At 35.1% G+C, this 18,334-nt stretch carries 20 protein-coding genes; 2 read left to right on the plus strand and 18 right to left on the minus strand.

Annotated elements, in window-relative coordinates; genetic code table 11:
• Positions 1 to 42 precede the first annotated feature (42 nt).
• The 10 genes from BHF70_RS02620 to BHF70_RS02665 all read right to left on the minus strand — a co-directional run bounded on the left by BHF70_RS02620 (position 43) and on the right by BHF70_RS02665 (position 7,421).
• Entirely contained in the window at positions 43 to 417 is a 375-nt protein-coding gene (locus tag BHF70_RS02620; RefSeq protein ID WP_075758793.1) for an Asp23/Gls24 family envelope stress response protein, read from the minus strand.
• 107 nt (positions 418 to 524) lie between these two features.
• Entirely contained in the window at positions 525 to 1,091 is a 567-nt protein-coding gene (locus tag BHF70_RS02625) for a SpoIIIAH-like family protein (RefSeq protein WP_075758795.1), read from the minus strand.
• Positions 1,091 to 1,630 carry a stage III sporulation protein AG gene (locus BHF70_RS02630; protein ID WP_075758796.1) on the minus strand — a complete coding sequence of 180 codons (540 nt, stop codon included), beginning with the start codon at positions 1,628 to 1,630 and terminating at the stop codon, positions 1,091 to 1,093. The genes BHF70_RS02625 and BHF70_RS02630 overlap by 1 nt, the downstream gene beginning before the upstream one ends.
• 7 nt (positions 1,631 to 1,637) lie before the next feature.
• Positions 1,638 to 2,084 (minus strand): stage III sporulation protein AF, encoded by a 447-nt coding sequence (locus tag BHF70_RS02635; RefSeq protein ID WP_075758797.1) that lies wholly within the window; start codon positions 2,082 to 2,084, stop codon positions 1,638 to 1,640.
• An 18-nt stretch (positions 2,085 to 2,102) separates the two neighbouring features.
• Positions 2,103 to 3,224: a stage III sporulation protein AE gene (locus tag BHF70_RS02640; RefSeq protein ID WP_075758798.1), complete on the minus strand. Its 1,122-nt coding sequence runs from the start codon at positions 3,222 to 3,224 to the stop codon at positions 2,103 to 2,105.
• Complete coding sequence (locus tag BHF70_RS02645; protein ID WP_075758799.1) at positions 3,221 to 3,610, minus strand: SpoIIIAC/SpoIIIAD family protein; 390 nt, start codon at positions 3,608 to 3,610, stop codon at positions 3,221 to 3,223. The genes BHF70_RS02640 and BHF70_RS02645 overlap by 4 nt, the downstream gene beginning before the upstream one ends.
• A 14-nt stretch (positions 3,611 to 3,624) precedes the next feature.
• Positions 3,625 to 3,822 (minus strand): stage III sporulation protein AC, encoded by a 198-nt coding sequence (gene spoIIIAC / locus BHF70_RS02650; RefSeq protein ID WP_006567206.1) that lies wholly within the window; start codon positions 3,820 to 3,822, stop codon positions 3,625 to 3,627.
• A 31-nt stretch (positions 3,823 to 3,853) separates the two neighbouring features.
• On the minus strand, positions 3,854 to 4,372 hold the full coding sequence (locus BHF70_RS02655) for a stage III sporulation protein AB (protein WP_075758800.1): 519 nt from the start codon (positions 4,370 to 4,372) through the stop codon (positions 3,854 to 3,856).
• Positions 4,365 to 5,297 (minus strand): stage III sporulation protein AA, encoded by a 933-nt coding sequence (spoIIIAA, locus tag BHF70_RS02660; protein ID WP_075758802.1) that lies wholly within the window; start codon positions 5,295 to 5,297, stop codon positions 4,365 to 4,367. Before spoIIIAA ends, BHF70_RS02655 begins: the two co-directional genes overlap by 8 nt.
• Before the next feature lie 105 nt (positions 5,298 to 5,402).
• Positions 5,403 to 7,421, minus strand: a complete 2,019-nt coding sequence (locus BHF70_RS02665; RefSeq protein WP_075758803.1) for a DNA topoisomerase — start codon at positions 7,419 to 7,421, stop codon at positions 5,403 to 5,405.
• A gap of 56 nt (positions 7,422 to 7,477) precedes the next feature.
• Here BHF70_RS02665 and BHF70_RS02670 point away from each other — a divergent pair, with 56 nt between their 5' ends.
• Positions 7,478 to 8,116 carry a lactate utilization protein gene (locus tag BHF70_RS02670; protein WP_075758805.1) on the plus strand — a complete coding sequence of 213 codons (639 nt, stop codon included), beginning with the start codon at positions 7,478 to 7,480 and terminating at the stop codon, positions 8,114 to 8,116.
• A gap of 25 nt (positions 8,117 to 8,141) precedes the next feature.
• Positions 8,142 to 9,053, plus strand: a complete 912-nt coding sequence (locus tag BHF70_RS02675) for an AraC family transcriptional regulator (RefSeq protein ID WP_075758807.1) — start codon at positions 8,142 to 8,144, stop codon at positions 9,051 to 9,053.
• A gap of 46 nt (positions 9,054 to 9,099) precedes the next feature.
• On the opposite strand, the gene BHF70_RS02680 is transcribed toward BHF70_RS02675, so the two are convergent.
• The 8 genes from BHF70_RS02680 to hemZ all read right to left on the minus strand — a co-directional run bounded on the left by BHF70_RS02680 (position 9,100) and on the right by hemZ (position 18,333).
• A complete protein-coding gene (locus BHF70_RS02680) occupies positions 9,100 to 10,587 on the minus strand; it encodes a L,D-transpeptidase family protein (RefSeq protein ID WP_075758808.1) in 1,488 nt (495 codons plus the stop codon).
• A 192-nt stretch (positions 10,588 to 10,779) separates the two neighbouring features.
• Positions 10,780 to 12,015, minus strand: coding sequence for a serine hydroxymethyltransferase (glyA, locus tag BHF70_RS02685; RefSeq protein ID WP_075758810.1), 1,236 nt, complete (start codon positions 12,013 to 12,015; stop codon positions 10,780 to 10,782).
• Between the two features lie 26 nt (positions 12,016 to 12,041).
• On the minus strand, positions 12,042 to 12,512 hold the full coding sequence (locus tag BHF70_RS02690; protein ID WP_075758812.1) for an ACT domain-containing protein: 471 nt from the start codon (positions 12,510 to 12,512) through the stop codon (positions 12,042 to 12,044).
• A gap of 1 nt (position 12,513) precedes the next feature.
• Positions 12,514 to 14,310: an aspartate--tRNA ligase gene (gene aspS / locus BHF70_RS02695; RefSeq protein ID WP_075758813.1), complete on the minus strand. Its 1,797-nt coding sequence runs from the start codon at positions 14,308 to 14,310 to the stop codon at positions 12,514 to 12,516.
• 105 nt (positions 14,311 to 14,415) lie between these two features.
• Entirely contained in the window at positions 14,416 to 14,940 is a 525-nt protein-coding gene (locus tag BHF70_RS02700; protein ID WP_075758815.1) for a flavin reductase family protein, read from the minus strand.
• An 83-nt stretch (positions 14,941 to 15,023) separates the two neighbouring features.
• Positions 15,024 to 16,268, minus strand: a complete 1,245-nt coding sequence (gene hisS / locus BHF70_RS02705; RefSeq protein ID WP_075758817.1) for a histidine--tRNA ligase — start codon at positions 16,266 to 16,268, stop codon at positions 15,024 to 15,026.
• Positions 16,265 to 16,882, minus strand: a complete 618-nt coding sequence (locus tag BHF70_RS02710) for an HD-GYP domain-containing protein (RefSeq protein ID WP_075758818.1) — start codon at positions 16,880 to 16,882, stop codon at positions 16,265 to 16,267. Before BHF70_RS02710 ends, hisS begins: the two co-directional genes overlap by 4 nt.
• A 5-nt stretch (positions 16,883 to 16,887) precedes the next feature.
• Positions 16,888 to 18,333: a coproporphyrinogen dehydrogenase HemZ gene (gene hemZ / locus BHF70_RS02715; protein ID WP_075758820.1), complete on the minus strand. Its 1,446-nt coding sequence runs from the start codon at positions 18,331 to 18,333 to the stop codon at positions 16,888 to 16,890.
• Between the last annotated feature and the right edge of the window lies 1 nt (position 18,334).

Genomic DNA, 18,334 nt, shown 5'->3' on the forward strand with positions numbered 1-18,334 from the left:
CAACAGTCCCGTCTGTTTTAACTAACTACTTCTACAAAGTTTTTATTCATCTTCCATTGCAACTCCTGCAACTCTTACATTTACAGAATTAACCTGAAGACCTGTCATATTCTCAATAGCCGTTTTTACACGATCCTGTACTTTTGTTGAAATTGCAGGAATGCTTACACCATAATCCAGTTCCAATGCCAGATCTACATCTACCTGATTATTCTCAACAGAAACACGAACTCCTTTAGACAGTTTATTCATACCAAGCTTGCTTACAAGTTCATTTGTAATATTACCAGACATTCTTGCAACACCTGTCACCTCTGTTGCTGCCAACGCGGCAATAATTGCTATAACATCATCTGCAATTTTAACTTCTCCCAGCAACCCCTTCTCTTTTATCTTATAACTACTTTTATTTTCCATAAGAAGCCTCCTGTACTTTCACATACTCTTTAATTGATTATATCAAAAATGTATTTTTTATTCAAACTTATTTTATGTATTGTTGGTATCTTATAAACATTTTTTATTTAATCATCCGTTTTAATGGATGTAATAACTATATCTTCCATTTGAAAACCTGTTTTTCGAACTACGATATCCTCTATCTGGCTTCTTTCTATTTTTGACAGATTTTTCTTATTAACTAAAACATCTACATTTCCATTACTGATTGTTACGATCGAATTTAAAAATCCTTTTGCTCCCAGAAGATTTTCCGTTGCAGTCTCCATTTCCATTTGCTCTGCCAAAGAAGATAGTTTGTCTACAGCATCCTGTTTTACACTGTCTTTTACAGTTTTATCATTAATAATTTCTTCCAATGTATCCTTTGCTTTACTATGAGTCTGTTCTCGTTCCAATTTTGCTTTAGCTACATAATTACTAACCTGGGCATTGGTAAGCACAGCTTCTCCTATGTCTGTGATATCATCTTTTACCTGTCCGGAAGTTTCCTTTACTGTGTTCGATACTGTTTTGGTTTTTGATTTTGAAACCGATTCGTATTTTCCACTATAATTTACATAACCTGCAACTGCTATAATAACTGCAAGTGTCATAATGATCATTTGATTTTTTCTGATTATCTTTTTCATTATGAATCCCCCATTTTTAAGACTTTAACTTTATAAGAAGAAATATGAAATAAAACTGACACTGCTTCAACAATATTCTGATTTACAATATCATTTCCTCCTCCCTGTGCAACAACGACCACCCCTTCAACTTCAGGCTCTACTTCTTTTAATACATATGGAATTTTTTCTCCATTTTCTTCTATTAAAACAGTTTCTTCACCTTCCTTTATGGTTTTTTCATTTTCATTTGAACTTTCTTCATAAGGGCTATCTTTATTAATAACTGCCTCTTTTGAAGATTTTACTGTAATCATGACTTTCACCTTACCAACACCTTCCACATGACTTAAAGCTTTTACCAGTCTTTTTTCCTGTTTTTTTATATATAAATCTGTAGAATCACTTTCTTGTGTTATCTGAGTTGTTTTTGTATTTTGCTTTTTTTCTGAAGATGGGAAACTTAAAAAAATGAAAAATAGTCCCAGCACAAATAAAAGTACTGCTTTTTTCATTCCTATGGTCTCTATGAATTTCTGCAGCCTGTTTTTATCAATCATATTTCCTCTACTCACTTATATTTATATTAGATTCTTTCACATTATAGAATTCTAAAAGTATGGTTTTTATCATCTTTTCGTCTTTTTTTGCCTGTCCTGTTTTAATATATATTTCTTTGATTTCATCTTTTTGATCTATTTGTATTTTTATTGACTCAATCTGAATTTTTTTGCTTTTTAAAATTTTTTCCATCTCTGCTTCCAGTTGTTTTTCTTTCTCTTCTAAAGCATCACTCTGAAAAGATATATTCGATTGTTCTTCTGATATTTTAAACAAAGCAGTTTCCACCAGTTTATCATTCCCTGTAAAAGAAAGTATCGGACGAATCATTAAAGACAGTAACATAAATCCTATCACCAGATTTACATACGGTTTATAGCCGGTTCCATCAACCAGCTGTTCAACCAGAGTTGATAATATGCAAAAAAATACAATAGATCTGACCGTTTCCATTCAGTCACTCCTTTCCATTTAACCGGTGTAGTAATTGACATTGGTTGAAAACGCAATGATTACTATGGACAAAATAAACAATACCATTATTGTTATAATCATGCGAAGCATCAGTTTTCCACTTTGAATTATTGCATCTATTGCACCTGTTATCCTTTTATCCGAAATCGGCTGCAATAACACCCCCGCTGCCACATATGAAATTACAACCCCTCCTATCTGAAGAATGGGTGGCACTGTTAGAACTACCAAAATTAAAATTCCAGCTGCCCCGATACTATTTTTTATCACCACCGCTGAGCCAAGAATGGTTGACATTACAGTTGCGATTCCCCCTCCTATCCCCGGTATTGCAGAAAAACCTTTTTTTAACGTATTATTCCTTAATGAATCAATTGCCGGAAGAAGCATTGACTGAATCATTTGTATTCCAAGTACAATAGACAGAAAACTTTTTAAAGCAAGTCCAATTCCCCATTCCAAAGTTTTACAAAGTCTTGAAAAATGCTCTTCATCTGAAATATGATTAATTATTTTTAAAACAAATAAAATTCTTATCATTGGAAAAATAACAGAATTGGTTAATAAAGATATTCCATAAATCATCATTAGATAAAATTCATATATAGCTGTAGATGTTGATACACCTGTTGTTGATACTATTGCCATAGAATAAGCCGTAATCATTCCCTTCATATAATCAATCATCATTTCAACAAAATTTACAGCTGTTTTATTAAGAAAATAAAAAGAATCTGACATAAGTCCAACAAAAATAACATATGTCACATAAAAAGCAGTTTTTCCTGTACTTCCCTGAAAAAAAGCATCTGAAAGATTTTTAAATACTGCTGCAATCATCGCAACAATGATAATCTGTCTTAAAAACCGATAATTCATCATTACAGAATTTCTAATCTTTCCAAAAAGTTCTTTTCCGATAAGTTTCAATACACTTTTAAGTTTTCCCTGCATAAGCTGCTTTACGATTTGCGTATAAGAAATATCACTTTCCTCTTCTCTCAGTACTTTCTCAACACCATTTAACGAATCTTGATTTAATTCTGTTTCCTTTCCATAAACCGGAATCTGAAAAATCATACCAGATATAATCAAAAGAATAATAACCCTGATTCTCATTTTCCATTCCCTATCAGTTTTTGAATGGTTTCCAACAAGGCCTGAAAAATCGGAATACTTACAATAAGAATGGACATCTTTCCAATAAATTCTATCTGCTTTCCAATGGTAGTCTGTCCAGAATCTTTACATATGTCAGATGTAAATTCACACAGAAATGATATGCCTATTAATTTCAGCAGTATCTGAAAATAACTTTTGGGAATTCCTGAATATGCTCGAATGGTCTCGAAAACATTTAAAATCTGTTTCATTTCCTTCAGACCATAAAGTGCCAGTATCAAACTCGCTGCTATTCCAAGAGCAAGTGCGATTTCCGGCCTTATGCTTTTTAATTTTAATATTGCAATACTGGCAATAATTCCGAAAAGAGCTGCCTGTATCATCTTCTACCTCCTTTTTAAGAAATCGTAAAAAGGGTTTGAACACTTTCAAATAAATCATAAATATAAGGAATCACCCAGGACAATACTAGGATCAGCCCTGCAAGAGTAATTAAAAACGCCTGTTCATCCCTCCCTGAATGTTTTAATACCTGAACCAGAATAGTTACAAGAATACCAACTGCTGCAATTCGAAAAATAATATTTACACTCATTTTTTCCTCCCAGACATAAAAAATTTTTTGTTCATAAAAGTATTATTACGATTAAGAGACTAAAGGATATTCCAAAAGAACGATACATTTTACAATTTCTTATTACCTGCTCCTTTATCTGCAAAATAATATCTTCCACCTGCTCTATTGCAAAACTGATGGTCTTTAACTGCATTTCTTTATCCAGGTATCCTATTGTTTCTCCCATTGTCAGTATTGGTTCCATAAAACTTTTTTCTAAGATTATCGGAGACAGATTCTCTTCCATAGAATTTTTCCATATTGATGCAAAAGAATCTTCTGAATGTGTATCCATCCTGTCTGCGGCATTTTGTAGAAAGGGAGCAAACTCCTGTACTGTTTTTTTTGAAATCGCTCGAATAGCTTCTGGAAGAGGTGTAAATCCATATCTGATTTCTCCCTGCAGAAGATATAACATTCTTTTTAATGCAATTCCCTGCTCCAGTTTTTTTTGTTCCTTTGCTGCTTTAATAAATCCAAAAGATATTCCCGAAGCAATAATCATACAGGCACCTATTATCTTAATCATTTAATTCAACCCCGTTTTCATCTAATATTTTTTTTACAGTTCCCGGTTTCCCAAGATTGTCCAGCAAAACGTATCTTTGAAACATTTTTTTATCGGAAATCTCTTTCATGTAAGGATTTCTCAACAATGATTCCCGACTTTTTCCATGAGCAGTTGCAAGCATAGTGCACCCGCGAAATGCACAGAAAATCAATGCTTCCACATCTTCTTTACTCCCAACTTCATCTACTGCAATAACTTCTGGAGCCATAGACCGAATCAGCATATTCATACCTTCATCTTTTCTGCATCCGTCCATAATATCCGTACGTATTCCAAGATCATTTTGAGGAATTCCCTGATAGGAGGCACCAATCTCACTTCTTTCATCTGCCACTCCTACAGTTTGTCCATGCAGGGATATGAGGCGGATTAAATCTCTTAATAATGTTGTTTTCCCGCACCCGGGGGGCGATAAAATCAGAGTTGGAAGTATTTTCCCGTTCTTACTGCATCCTTTGTAAATCGGTAATGCGCAATTTTTTACCTGATGAGCCACACGGATATTAAGACTTGAAATATACTTCAGATTTTTTACTCTTCCACGATCAATGACTGCACTTCCTGACAGTCCCACTCTATGTCCACCACGAACAGTTATAAACCCCTGTTTAATTTGCTCTTCATATGCATACAATGAATAGCTGCTTATGTATTCTAATGTTTGTCTTAAATCTTCTATTAAAAAAATATATCTTTTATTCTTTTCATTTGTAAAACCATTTTTCTCAGATAGAAATATTTCGCATCCGTCATACTTAACGATTACCGGCTGATTGATTCTTAATCTTACTTCCTGTAATTTTGAAAAATCTATATTGGAATTTATGAAGCTTTCCCTGATTTTCAACGGAAGTATCTGAAATATCTCAGAACCTTCTTTCATATACACCTCCAAATAATCTGTATAATCAAATATATGGAAAAGCATTAAAAATATGCATAATAAAAAGAACAAACATCTTATATGCCTGTTCTCTTATAACGAATCTTATTTATTTTTTTTGTAATATGGAGCAATCTGATCAAATGACTGTCTCAATTGATACTGATAATTATTTTGTTTTACGATATTAGTTTTCTGGGATACAAATCTGTCCAGTTTCTCCATATATTCTTCTTCTGTGACAGTTCCTTCTGCAACATACGTTAACCCTTTTTCCCAGCTGGCTGTTAATTCCGGATTCAGCAATGACCCAATGGAAGCACTGACAACATTTACGATCATTTCTCCTGTCAATGTAGGAGTCACGATCTGAGTCTTTTTGTTCAATGCAATATATTTATTAGTGATCAGTTTTTTCACAATTTCTGCTCTTGTTGCACTTGTTCCTATTCCGCTTCCTTTTATCTGTTCCCTGAGATCTTCATCTTCGATCAGCTGTCCTGCATTTTCCATTGCAAGAATCAGAGATCCGGAATTATATCGTTTAGGTGGAGTTGTTGTTCCATTTTTAATTTTATAACTTTTTACAGGAAGTTTCCCTCCTTTTTTTAAGGATGTAATTGCATCCATCTGCTCCTGGGTCAAACCATCCTCTTTTTTAGAATTTCCCGTTCCTGCAACTTTTAAATAACCAGGATCTTTCAATATTTTAAAATTAGCGAAAAATGTTTCTCCTTTTGTTTCTGTTTCCAATTTAATCTTTGTATATACTGCAGGCGGCATAAAAATACTTAAAAATCTCCTGACGATTACATCATATACTTTCTGTCCAAGCTGTGAAATACTTCCCAGCCCGGATATAGCCTGACCAGTAGGAATAATTGCATAATGATCTGTTATTTTTTTATCATCTACATATTTTGTTCTACTGATACCCTGATATATTTTTTGTTCCAGAATCTCAGATGCATATGTACTTAACGGTGCATAACCGGTCAGTCCTTTTATATTCTTATATATTTCTTTGCTAACAGCAGTGGATAATACTCTTGCATCGGTTCTCGGGTAGGTAACAAGTTTTCTTTCATACAGCTCTTGTACGATCTTTAATGTTTCATCGGGACTCAATTTGAACATTTTGGAACACTGATTCTGAAGTTCAGCCAGATTATATAATAATGGGGGATTTTTCTTTTCTGTACGCCTGGTGGATGATTTCACAATGGTTTCTCCATTAGATCCATCCTCCAAAAACTCAATAAAATCCCGGGCTTCTTTCTTGTCTAAAAATCCATTATCCTTATACAGCTTGGAAGATTCATAGTATCTTGAACCTTTCACTGCCTTCCATTCAGCTTCCACTTCAAAGCCCTGACAGTTCAAATGTGCAATCACCCGATAAAAAGATGTTGGAACAAAATTTCTTATTTCTCGTTCTCTTTTTACGATCATCCCAAGAACACAAGTCATAACACGTCCCACTGCGACTACCAGGCTCTTCTTCTGATTAAGATAATTTCCCAAAGTCCATCCGTATTTTAATGTCAGAACCCTGGAAAAATTTATTCCCATAAGATAATCTTCTTTGGCTCTTAAATAAGCCGCAGATGCAAGATTATCATATTCACTGAGATCTTTTGCTTCTCTGACTCCTCGGATTACCTCTTCTTTTGTCTGAGAATCAATCCACACTCTTTTCCTTATTTTATTTTCGACCTTTGCTTCCTGCTCCACCAGCCTGTAAATATATTCTCCTTCACGTCCAGAGTCAGTACAAACATATATAGTGTCAATATCTTTTCGATTTAAAAGCATACTTACAATATCAAACTGCTTCTTTACAGAAGGAATAATTTCATATTTAAATTCTTTGGGTATGAAAGGAATCGTCTCTAAATCCCATTTTTTCAATGCAGGATCATATTTATCCGGATAAGACATTGTAACCAGATGACCGACACACCATGTAATCACTGCCTTCTCCCCTTCCATGTAACCATCTTTATTTTGTGCATTTATATTTAGTGCAGCAGCAAATTCTCTGGCTACACTGGGTTTTTCTGTTATAAATAGTGATTTCAAAACAATACCTGCCTTCGAAAAATTTCTGCAAATCCTGTTCATGCAGACTCTGTTTATGATATACTAAATAACAACATAAATCAAGAAAGGATGATTATATGAGTTTACAAAAAGCAAATGAGCGTAAAGCCGCAACCATTATCAAAAACCTGAAAAAACGGAATATTCAAGGTGTCTATTGTGCTACAAAAAAAGATGCCCTGAAGCAGGCATTATCTTACATAGAAAAAGGGTCTGTTGTATCATGGGGAGGATCTGAGAGTATAATAGAGCTAGGCTTAATGGATGCTGTTACTTCTGGAGATTATAAGATCATTGATCGTTCCGTTGCAAAAAATTATGATGAACAACGTGAAATTTTTAGCAAATCAGTGTTATCTGATTATTATCTGATGAGTAGCAATGCTATTACTTTAGACGGAGAACTGATTAACATTGACGGAACCGGAAACAGGGTTGCCTCTCTAATCTATGGTCCGAAACACATTATCATGGTTATCGGAATGAATAAAGTGGTAAACAATGTAGAAGATGGAGTTGCCCGTGTCAGAAACTTTGCTTCACCTCCAAATACCATTCGTCTGGGACTGGAGACTCCTTGTTCTCTCAATGGACGATGCGGTGACTGCTATGGAGATAGCTGTATTTGCAGCCAGATTGTAGTCACAAGACGTCAAAGTGCAGCTATGAAAGATCGAATTAAGATCATCTTAGTTGGTGAAGAATTAGGTTACTAATTCAATTTTATTATGAGGTGTTTTCATGAAGCAAATTAAACAACATCCGGTTAAATTTGATTTCAACGATAGATCTGTTCCTTCTGAAACATTTTCTTTTGAAGGAAACATATATGATATCCAAACGCTTCCCGGAAAAATTATATTTCCCCATTGGCAGGAGGATTTTGAATTTATTTTTGTGTGTTCCGGTAAATTAGAGTTCCATATTAATCAGAAAGGTTATATCATCTCCAAAGGAGAAGGATTGTTTATCAATGCCGGACAAATTCACTATGCCATGTCCTATCAGAAATATAATTGTTGTTTTCTTTCCATATGTGTTGGAAAGCACATGCTTTATCAAAATGAAAGTGATAGCATTTATCAGAAATACATTTTACCGATTTCTGAAAATCCTTCATTTTCCCATATTCCTCTAATTCCAAGAATTCCATGGCAGAAATATATTCTGGAATTACTAAAAAAAATAACAGCTATATGCGAGACAAAAAATTTTGGCTATGAATTAAAAATCCAGCACTTTGTCCCAGAAATATTTTATTATATTCTTCAAAATATTTCCTCTCTGTCACCTATGGCTAAAAAAGACCAAAAAGATATTCAACGCATAAAAATAATGATGCAGTACCTGGATGAAACTTATTCCCAAAAACATACTTTAGCAGATATAGCTGCTTCCTGTTCTTTGAGTAACAGTGAATGTAGCCGCATATTCCAGCGAATCCTTCCCTACAGTCCTGTTGACTATTTGATTCGTCTTCGAATATGGAAAAGTTTCCCCCTAATTTTAGCTCACGAAAAATCAATGACAGTGATTGCAAAAGAAGTTGGATTTTCTGGAAGCAGCTATTTTTCTGAGACATTTAAAAAAGTTCTTGGATACACTCCCAGAGAATTTTATAAAGTATGGAATTCAAAACAATTTCCTATGTAAAAACAAAGTACCAGAAGGACTCTATAATCCTCTGGTACTTATTTTTTTAATAATGAATAAAGACCGGATCACCAATCTTTGTCAAACGATAGATTGCTTCAGCATTTTCCAATGTGAGATTTACACATCCATGGGATCCTGCAGTTTTATAATATGTAGTAGACCATCTGCCCCAGTCGCCTCGACTGCTGTAATGGTATCCTGTTCCAGTCCACATGATTCTGGTCCAGTATTTTGTTTCTACACTGTAATCTGCTCCTGTTAAAGTTTTGGTCAGCTTCTTTTCTTTAATATCATAAACTCCTGTCCTTGTTATTCTGTCAGGAGTTGCCTTACCGGTAATACAAATACAGCTAAATACCATTTTTCCATTTCTATATACATAAACCTGCTGAGCTGAAAGATCCACTTCACTATAGTTCTTGGTATCCCAGTCATTCTGCTTATTCTGATAATCCATCCGATAACCTTTGTGACTATATACAGGCTTTAATGAAGTTATCAGTGCTTTTTCATTATCCGCAGATGGCTTCTTCTTATAGGCTTCTATAGCTTTCGTGTCAGGAGCTTTTTTCAGGATCTTTAACACCTGTTTAATAACCTTATCGTAATCTATTCTCCATCCGTAATCACCGCCACTGATCTTAATTTTTTTACCGGAATGGGTTTTAAATGTTCTTGTAATTCCCTGTGTCTTATATTTAAGGCAAAATGATTCAATCCATTTTTCAACTGCTTTTTTGCTGATTTTCACTGTGTGCTTTTGAGTATCAATCTTAATACAGTTTTTTAATGTATCTGGTCCTAATGTTTCTGTAACATTATTACCCATATCCCACTGAATCCAGTGAAGAAGAATCTGATTATACGTTTCCTGCATATCCTTTAGTTCTTTATCATCTTCATATAATCCAGGTTTTTTATAAACATTAGGATATTTTTTCTCATCTGTTAGATTTATATTCTCTGACAGAGATTCAACTGCCTGTTTTCCGGCAGAAAGAAATTGTGCTTCATCCAGCTGATTTCCTTCATTTTCTTTCTGAATGACTCCATACTTTTTCTTCTCTGAGTAAACAATAGTCGCATCCTGTGGTTTTATAATCTTATACTGATCACTTCCCTTAAAAATCTGGGAAGATTTTAATATATTGTTTAATTTTTTTTCTGAATATGAAACTGCATTCACAGATGTTTCATCACCACTATCAAAAAATGAAACAATCACACTTTTTTCGTGCTGACCGTCAAACATTTTTTTTAAAACTTCTTCTGATGTAAATGCAAGTTCAATATCTTTTCCTGAAACTGTCAGACTTCCTTTATTTCTTGCTTTTATTTTTAATTTATAATCTGCAACAGATTCTTTAATTTCTCTTACAGACTCCTCGTATGTCATTCCTGATACATCTACCTGATTAAATGTACTTCCCGGAAACCAACGATCCAGATAATATATATGTACTCCTGCTGCAATAGCAATAAATAGAGCCACTATTCCACAGGCAATCATCAGCTTTTGTTTTTTCTTCATTTTATGAACTCCTCCACAATGTAAAAACTTAGTAAAAATCCGATAGGTATTATTCTAACTCATATTGATGACTAATGCAATGGATATTTTTTCTATATTTTGTCTAAAAATATAGAAAAAAACGGAAAGTTCTTTTAAGGAATTCCCGTTTTTTGCTCTATAGGTCATTACAGCGTTTTATCCGCTTCTTTCCTATTCATATAATGGATATTTATCTGTCAGATCTTTTACCATTGCTGCTGCTTCATCCAGCTTCTTATCTAATAATGTCAGACGAATGGCTTTGGCAATCACTGCCATATCTTCTTCCTTCAATCCTCTTGTTGTAACTGCTGGTGTTCCAAGACGTAATCCAGATGTTACAAATGGAGATTTTGGATCATTTGGTACTGTATTCTTATTACATGTAATATGAACAGAATCCAGAACTTTTTCTGCTTCTTTTCCAGTCAGATCATATTTTTTCAGGTCAACAAGCATCAAATGGTTGTCTGTTCCTCCAGAAACGATATCAAATCCTTCTGCGATTAATGCTTTAGCCAAGGCATCTGCATTTTTTACAACCTGTCCAATATATGTTTTATATTCATCTGATAATGCTTCTTTAAAAGATACTGCCTTTGCTGCAATAACATGCATCAGCGGTCCACCTTGAATTCCAGGGAATATTGCTTTGTTAAAGTTATATTTTTCATTAACTTCATTACTACACATAATCATACCACCACGTGGTCCTCTTAATGTTTTATGAGTTGTGGTTGTTGTTACATGTGCATATGGAATCGGGCTCTGATGATATCCTGCAGCTACAAGCCCTGCAATATGAGCCATATCTACCATTAAAACAGCTCCAACTTTGTCTGCAATCTCACGGAAACGCTTAAAATCAATAGCTCTTGCATAAGCACTTGCTCCGGCAATAATCATCTTAGGTTTACATTCCAGTGCGATTCTTTCAACTTCATCGTAATCAATGAATCCTTCATCATTAACACCATATGGTACACAATGATAGTTTTTACCAGACATGTTGACAGGACTTCCATGTGTTAAATGTCCGCCATGATCCAGACTCATACCCATATAAGTATCACCAAGATTCATAACTGCAAAAAATACTGCCATATTTGCCTGTGCTCCAGAATGAGGCTGAACATTTACATATTCACATCCAAATAATTTTTTTGCACGTTCTCTTGCAAGGTTTTCTACAACATCTACGTATTCGCATCCACCATAATAACGTTTTCCAGGATACCCTTCAGCATACTTGTTTGTTAAATGGCTTCCCATTGCTGCCATAACTGCTTTGGACACCAGATTTTCAGAGGCAATCAGTTCCAGATTACTTCTCTGTCTCGTGAGTTCATCTTCCATTGCTGCTGCTACTTCGCTGTCATAATTTTTTACTTCACTAAAATCAAACATCTGTGTTCTCCTTTCGTACTTTCCTATTATTCCTGGAATTGTTCTTTTAATGCTTCAACTGCACGTTCTACACGACTTTCTTTAATCAATACTGTAATTTTAATTTCAGATGTATAAATCATCTTAATATTGATTCCTTTATTATACAATGCTTCAAACATTTTTGAAGCTGCTCCAGAATTGGACATCATACCTGCACCAACAATAGATACGATTCCAACTGCTGTATCACATACGATTTCATCATAATCATCTTCTGAAAAAGCTTTTTTCAGAGTATCAACAGCTGCCTGTGCGTCATCTTTACCTACAACAAAAGAGATATCTTTTTTATCTCCTCGTCCAATAGACTGAAGAATCAGCTCCACATTAATGTGTTCCTCAGCAATTGATCCAAATACTTTCGCTGCAATCCCTGGCTGATTCTTAATTCCTTTAATTGCAATCAGTGCAACATCAGAATTAGACTGAACACCACTAAATAACATTTTCTCCATCTTATTTCTCCTCTTCTTCGCTAGAGAGCTGAATTCCAAGCTCTTCCAACTGTACTTCATCCACAGCTCCCGGTGCTTCTGTCATAAGACATGACGCATCTTTAACTTTCGGGAATGCAATGACATCACGGATACTGTCTTCTCCGGTCAGCCACATAACCAGTCGATCCAAACCATATGCAAGTCCTGCATGAGGTGGTACACCATATTTAAATGCATCCAACAGGAAACCAAATCGACTGTATGCATCTTCCTTGGTAAATCCAAGAGCCTCAAACATTTTTTCCTGTATATCATCCTGATGGATTCTGATAGAACCTCCTCCAAGCTCTGTACCATTTAAAACAATATCATACGCCTTTGCACGGACTTTGCCCGGATCAGAATCAATAAATTCAAGATCTTCTTCAAATGGCATAGTAAACGGATGATGCATTGCTGTATACCGGTTCTGTTCTTCACTCCACTCCAACAGAGGGAATTCTGTTACCCACAGGAAATTATATAGTGTTTCATCTATCATATCATATTTTTTACCAATTTCAAGACGAAGATTTCCTAAAACATCAAAGACTACCTTATCTTTATCTGCTGCAAACAACAGTAAATCTCCTGCCTGTCCATCCATTGCCTGAATCAGTGCATCCATTTCTTCTTCTTTCATAAATTTAGCAAAAGAAGATTTTACAGTTCCATCTGTCTTAAGCTGAATATATGCCAGTCCTTTTGCACCAAAATCTTTTGCAAAGTCAACAAAGGCATCAATTTTCTTTCTTCCAAGATCTCCTAAACCTTTTGCATTTAATCCACGTACGGAACCTCCATTTTCCAGAGCTCCTTTAAATACCATAAAGTCACATCCAGACACTGTATCTGAAACATTAACAAGTTCCATTCCGAAACGTGTATCCGGTTTATCAGATCCAAATCGATCCATAGCCTCCTTATATGTAAGACGCTTCATTGGAAGTTCAATATCAATATCGAGAACTTCCTTGAATACCTTCTGCATCAGACGTTCATTAACATCTATTACATCATCTACATCGACAAATGAAAGTTCCATGTCAATCTGCGTAAATTCCGGCTGACGATCTGCACGTAAATCTTCATCACGGAAACACTTTGCAATCTGGTAATATCTGTCAAATCCTGAACACATCAAAAGCTGCTTAAACAGCTGAGGGGATTGAGGCAGTCCATAAAAATTTCCTGGGTGAACACGACTCGGCACAAGATAATCTCTTGCTCCTTCTGGAGTACTTTTCCCGAGAATCGGTGTTTCAATTTCTAAAAATCCTTCATCTGCAAGAAAATTACGTACAATTCGTGTAACATTATTACGAATCATAAGATTTTTCTGAAGATTTGGTCTGCGAAGATCCAAATAACGATATTTTAATCTCAATTCATCTTTCACAGTTTTATCTGCATCAATTGGAAACGGAGGAGTTTCGGATTCAGAGAGAATTCTCAAGGTATGTACCTTAACTTCAATATCCCCTGTTTTCAAATTTTCATTGATTGCCGCACTTCTCTTTTGAACAGTACCTACTGCCGCAACTACAAACTCACTTCTTAATGAATTAGCTTTTTCATAATCTTCTGCAGAAAGGGTTTCCTGATCAAAAACCAGCTGCAATATGCCGGAACGATCTCTTAAATCTATAAAAATAAGACTTCCTAAATTTCTTCTTTTCTGTACCCATCCCATAACAGTGACTTCTGTTCCAACAAGCTGATTGCTTACTTCTGTACATCGATGGGATCTGGATAAACCTGACATTGATTCTGCCATGATATTTCCTCCTTCATAATTCACTGTCAGTCATTATAGCACAGATAAGTATTTTACTGCAAGTAAAGGCAGAACCTTTTGTAGTTCTGCCTTTAGATTTAAACTTTATGAATCCTGTCTAACTAAAATCTGTTCGATTTCTGCTACGTACATGACATGATAATCCTTACCTGGATACCATTCATCATCCAGATTAGCTCCTGCTTCAACAAATCCTGCCGGATCCATCTGATGTGCATATAATTTCTTACAGATTAAAACAATCTTAGCTTCTTCAAAATATGGAATGCCATTTGCATCTGTTGGTGTCAGACGGGTCTTAGAAATCTTATCTTCATCCTTTCCTGAAACACTTCCAAGATATGATAAATCTTTCTTAAATGTATCATCATAAAATGATAATGTAAAAGAGTCGGACTGATCAATGAATTCTTTTGTATAACGCTGTGGTCTAATCACAGTCACCGCAACGTTCTTTCCCCACATTACACCAAATCCTCCCCAGGATGCGGTCATGGTATTAACTTTTCCTTCCTGATTCTTCGCAGTAACAAGCATCCATTCCTTTCCAATTAATCGAAATGCACTCTGATCAAAATCCTCTGGTGCTACTATTGCATATTCGCTCACGCTTTGCTACCTCCTTTCACTTAACTATATTATTATAAATGATTTTTTGTTAAATGTCACGAAAGACAGTTATTGTTTTACTTTTAATCCAGACAGCTTTGAATATCATCCAGAGAAACCTGAACATTTTCCCCTGTTTCCATATTTTTAACCTGTCCCTGGTTCTTTTCAAGTTCATCCTCTCCAATAATAATCGTATTTTTGGCATGAATTTTATTTGCATATTTCATCTGCGCTTTTACGCTTCTAGAAAGATAATCTGTTTCAACTACATATCCTTTGTTACGAAGTCCGGTAACGATTTTATATGCTTTTGCCTTAGCCTGGTCACCAAGGATTCCAACATACAGATCAATATCTCTATGACATGGAAGATCAACACCTTCTTCTTCCAGGAAATAAATGATTCTCTCCACGCCCATTCCAAAACCAACAGACGGCATAGAAACTTTTCCATCAATTTCATGAACAAGATTATCATAACGGCCACCGCCACATAATGTGAAGCCATCTTCATTGACAAACTCAAACACTGTCTTTGTATAATAATCTAACCCGCGGACAATTCCTGTATCAACCTCATAAGGAATCTCAAGACTTTCTAAAAGAGATTTCAATTCTTCAAAATGATTTCTGCACTCTTCATCCAGATAATCAATAGTTCTTGGTGCATCTTTTACGATTTCCTTACATTCCGGTACTTTACAGTCTATAACACGCAATGGATTTTTTTCCATTCTTTCACGACATGTTGGACATAACTGTTCTTCATGCTCCTTCAGGTATGCCAGCAGAGCTTTATTGTAATCTGCACGACATTTTTCACATCCAATACTGTTAATATGAAGTTTCGCATCTTTTAAACCGATTTTTTTGATAAAAGAAGAGACTAATGTAATTAGTTCAACCTCGGCCAATGGACTTTGAGATCCTACAAACTCTATTCCAAACTGATGATGCTGTCTTAAACGACCACTCTGAGGTTTTTCATAACGAAATGCAGGTGTAACATAAAACATTTTAATTGGCTGCGGTTCATTTTGCATTCCATGCTCAAGATATGCACGAATTGCCCCTGCTGTTCCCTCTGGCTTTAATGTGATACTGCGTTTTCCTTTATCCTCAAATGTATACATTTCTTTTTGAACAACATCAGTAGTTTCGCCCACACTTCTCTGAAATAGTACTGTATGTTCGAATACCGGTGTAATTATTTCATGAATATTATAAGAAGCACACAATTCTTTAAACATGTTTTCCAAATATGTGCGCTGATCCATTTCCTTTCCAAACCAGTCTTTTGTTCCTCTTGGTGCCTGTGTAATCATGATTCATTTTCCTCCTCTATTTCTTCCAGATTTCCTTTTTCAATTACTTTCTCCATTTTTTCAGAAAAAGCAACTCTCTGAAATGCCAGAAATACTTTCATATCAAAATTTTTTACATCATCAATAATAATATCCAGTGCTGTTTCCACATCAAAACCTTTTCTGTAATCTCTGTTGGAAATCAGTGCTCCAAAAATATCACAGACGTGCATAATCCTACCTACCAGCGGTATATTCTTTCCTCTGATATTATGAGGATAACCAGTTCCATCATAATGCTCATGGTGATAAAGAACAGCATCCAGTACTGTCTGATTATATCCATACTCAATCAGCATTGCATATCCGATGGATGGATGCATTCTCATATATCTTGTTTCATCTACAGCCAGAATGTCTTCTTCCTTTTCATTCATATAAAAATTAAGACGGACCTTTCCAATATCATGTACCATTCCCGCTACAGCAAGATCATAACAGGTTTTTTCATCAAGTCCCATCTCACATCCCACAAGATATGCCAGATTACTAACAACAATTCCATGACTGATGTAATCACTTAATTCTGCCTGAATAGGTGTCTCAATATCTGTTTTTCCATATTTGACTGCCATAATACTTACAACTCCTGTCTGAGGTTCATCTTTTCTTCTTTTCTATGAATCATCTCATCAATTCGTGCAGTATAGCGAATTACATCTTTCAGATTTTCAATTCTTGAAATTGAGTTCAGTTTCTGATTGATAATCTTAGATGAAGTACCTGCACCAATTGCTATAATATCATGTAATTCCTCCATAATCAAAATATTGTATAAACATTCTTTTGATTTTTTTGAAAAGCCTACATTTTCTAAATTACCTGGAATATTTTTCTGCCGATACATATAATAAGGACTCATATTCATTTCTCCGGCACAATGATTTGCAAATGAAACCATTTCTTCTGTAGCTCCAAAATGATATTCGTCTCTCATATGATTCAGTTTTGAAGTACGTTTTACCGCTAGTGAATGTACTGTAAGACTCTCCGGATCCAACTTTTTAATTTCCTGACAGGTGGTTTCCAGCTCTTCAATTCCTTCCTCTGGCAGCCCGCAAATAATATCCATATTAATATTATGAAAACCGACTTCTCTTGCCAGATAAAATTTCTCTTTTACATCCTTTACAGAATGATTTCTCCCAATCAGCTTTAATGTTTTATCATTCATGGTCTGCGGATTGATACTAATTCTTGTTACTCCATACCTTTTCAGTACCTGAAGCTTTTCTTTGGTAATACTATCCGGACGACCTGCTTCCACCGTCAGTTCCAGCAACTCTGAAAACGGGAAATACTTATTTAACCTGTCCAATAAATAGTCAAGCTCTGATGCAGAAAGTGAAGTAGGTGTACCTCCTCCAATATACATTGTCTGCAGCTTCTTCCACTTATATCGTTCTTTGACAAAAGCTGCCTCTTTCAACAAGGCTTCCAGATATCCATTTACTCTGCTCTGAAAGGTTTTTACAGGATATGAAGTAAAAGAACAATACAAACAGGTACTTGGACAAAAAGGAATTCCCACATATAAACTATATCCATCCTTGTATGGAAAAGTTTCCAGCAATTTCCGTTCCTTTGCAGCTACTTCTGTGCATAAAGAAGCTTTTTCTTGTGATGCCAGATATTCTGTCTGGAAATTTTCTATGATCTGTTTCCGGGACTTTCCCTGTTCAAAGCCGTCAAAAACAATCTTAGTTGGACGAATACCTGTTAGTGTTCCCCATGGCAGCTCTCTTTTTAATTCTTCTGACAATAAAAGATATACTCCTCTTTTAATTCTGTTCTTAAAGGACTTCTTATCTTTATAATCACCTGGAATCAGTTCCCGGGAAACTTTAATTCCTTTTTTATATAATGTCAAATGCGTTACATCTGTCTGATAGGAAACTCTCAGAATAAAATCATAGATAGAATCAACGGAATCCGTTAATTCTATCTTCTCACCTAACATAAAAGCCAATATTAAACTTCTCAAATCATATTCATATATTGTTTCGTTTTGAATTAATCCAATCATA

This window comes from Anaerostipes sp. 494a (assembly GCF_001940315.1).
Taxonomy (GTDB): domain Bacteria; phylum Bacillota; class Clostridia; order Lachnospirales; family Lachnospiraceae; genus Anaerostipes; species Anaerostipes faecalis.

Excerpts from the sequence above, each read along its gene's own strand:
- BHF70_RS02645 (WP_075758799.1), bottom strand. The coding sequence starts at position 3,610 with ATGATACAGGCAGCTCTTTTCGGAATTATTGCCAGTATTGCAATATTA.
- BHF70_RS02625 (WP_075758795.1), bottom strand. The coding sequence starts at position 1,091 with ATGAAAAAGATAATCAGAAAAAATCAAATGATCATTATGACACTTGCA.
- hisS (WP_075758817.1), bottom strand. The coding sequence starts at position 16,268 with ATGATTACACAGGCACCAAGAGGAACAAAAGACTGGTTTGGAAAGGAA.
- BHF70_RS02680 (WP_075758808.1), bottom strand. The coding sequence starts at position 10,587 with ATGAAGAAAAAACAAAAGCTGATGATTGCCTGTGGAATAGTGGCTCTA.
- glyA (WP_075758810.1), bottom strand. The coding sequence starts at position 12,015 with ATGTTTGATTTTAGTGAAGTAAAAAATTATGACAGCGAAGTAGCAGCA.
- BHF70_RS02635 (WP_075758797.1), bottom strand. The coding sequence starts at position 2,084 with ATGGAAACGGTCAGATCTATTGTATTTTTTTGCATATTATCAACTCTG.
- BHF70_RS02665 (WP_075758803.1), bottom strand. The coding sequence starts at position 7,421 with ATGAACAGGATTTGCAGAAATTTTTCGAAGGCAGGTATTGTTTTGAAA.
- BHF70_RS02630 (WP_075758796.1), bottom strand. The coding sequence starts at position 1,630 with ATGATTGATAAAAACAGGCTGCAGAAATTCATAGAGACCATAGGAATG.
- BHF70_RS02620 (WP_075758793.1), bottom strand. The coding sequence starts at position 417 with ATGGAAAATAAAAGTAGTTATAAGATAAAAGAGAAGGGGTTGCTGGGA.
- BHF70_RS02670 (WP_075758805.1), top strand. The coding sequence starts at position 7,478 with ATGAGTTTACAAAAAGCAAATGAGCGTAAAGCCGCAACCATTATCAAA.
- spoIIIAC (WP_006567206.1), bottom strand. The coding sequence starts at position 3,822 with ATGAGTGTAAATATTATTTTTCGAATTGCAGCAGTTGGTATTCTTGTA.
- spoIIIAA (WP_075758802.1), bottom strand. The coding sequence starts at position 5,297 with ATGAAAGAAGGTTCTGAGATATTTCAGATACTTCCGTTGAAAATCAGG.
- BHF70_RS02655 (WP_075758800.1), bottom strand. The coding sequence starts at position 4,372 with ATGATTAAGATAATAGGTGCCTGTATGATTATTGCTTCGGGAATATCT.
- BHF70_RS02690 (WP_075758812.1), bottom strand. The coding sequence starts at position 12,512 with ATGGAGAAAATGTTATTTAGTGGTGTTCAGTCTAATTCTGATGTTGCA.
- aspS (WP_075758813.1), bottom strand. The coding sequence starts at position 14,310 with ATGGCAGAATCAATGTCAGGTTTATCCAGATCCCATCGATGTACAGAA.
- BHF70_RS02675 (WP_075758807.1), top strand. The coding sequence starts at position 8,142 with ATGAAGCAAATTAAACAACATCCGGTTAAATTTGATTTCAACGATAGA.
- hemZ (WP_075758820.1), bottom strand. The coding sequence starts at position 18,333 with ATGATTGGATTAATTCAAAACGAAACAATATATGAATATGATTTGAGA.
- BHF70_RS02640 (WP_075758798.1), bottom strand. The coding sequence starts at position 3,224 with ATGAGAATCAGGGTTATTATTCTTTTGATTATATCTGGTATGATTTTT.
- BHF70_RS02710 (WP_075758818.1), bottom strand. The coding sequence starts at position 16,882 with ATGGCAGTCAAATATGGAAAAACAGATATTGAGACACCTATTCAGGCA.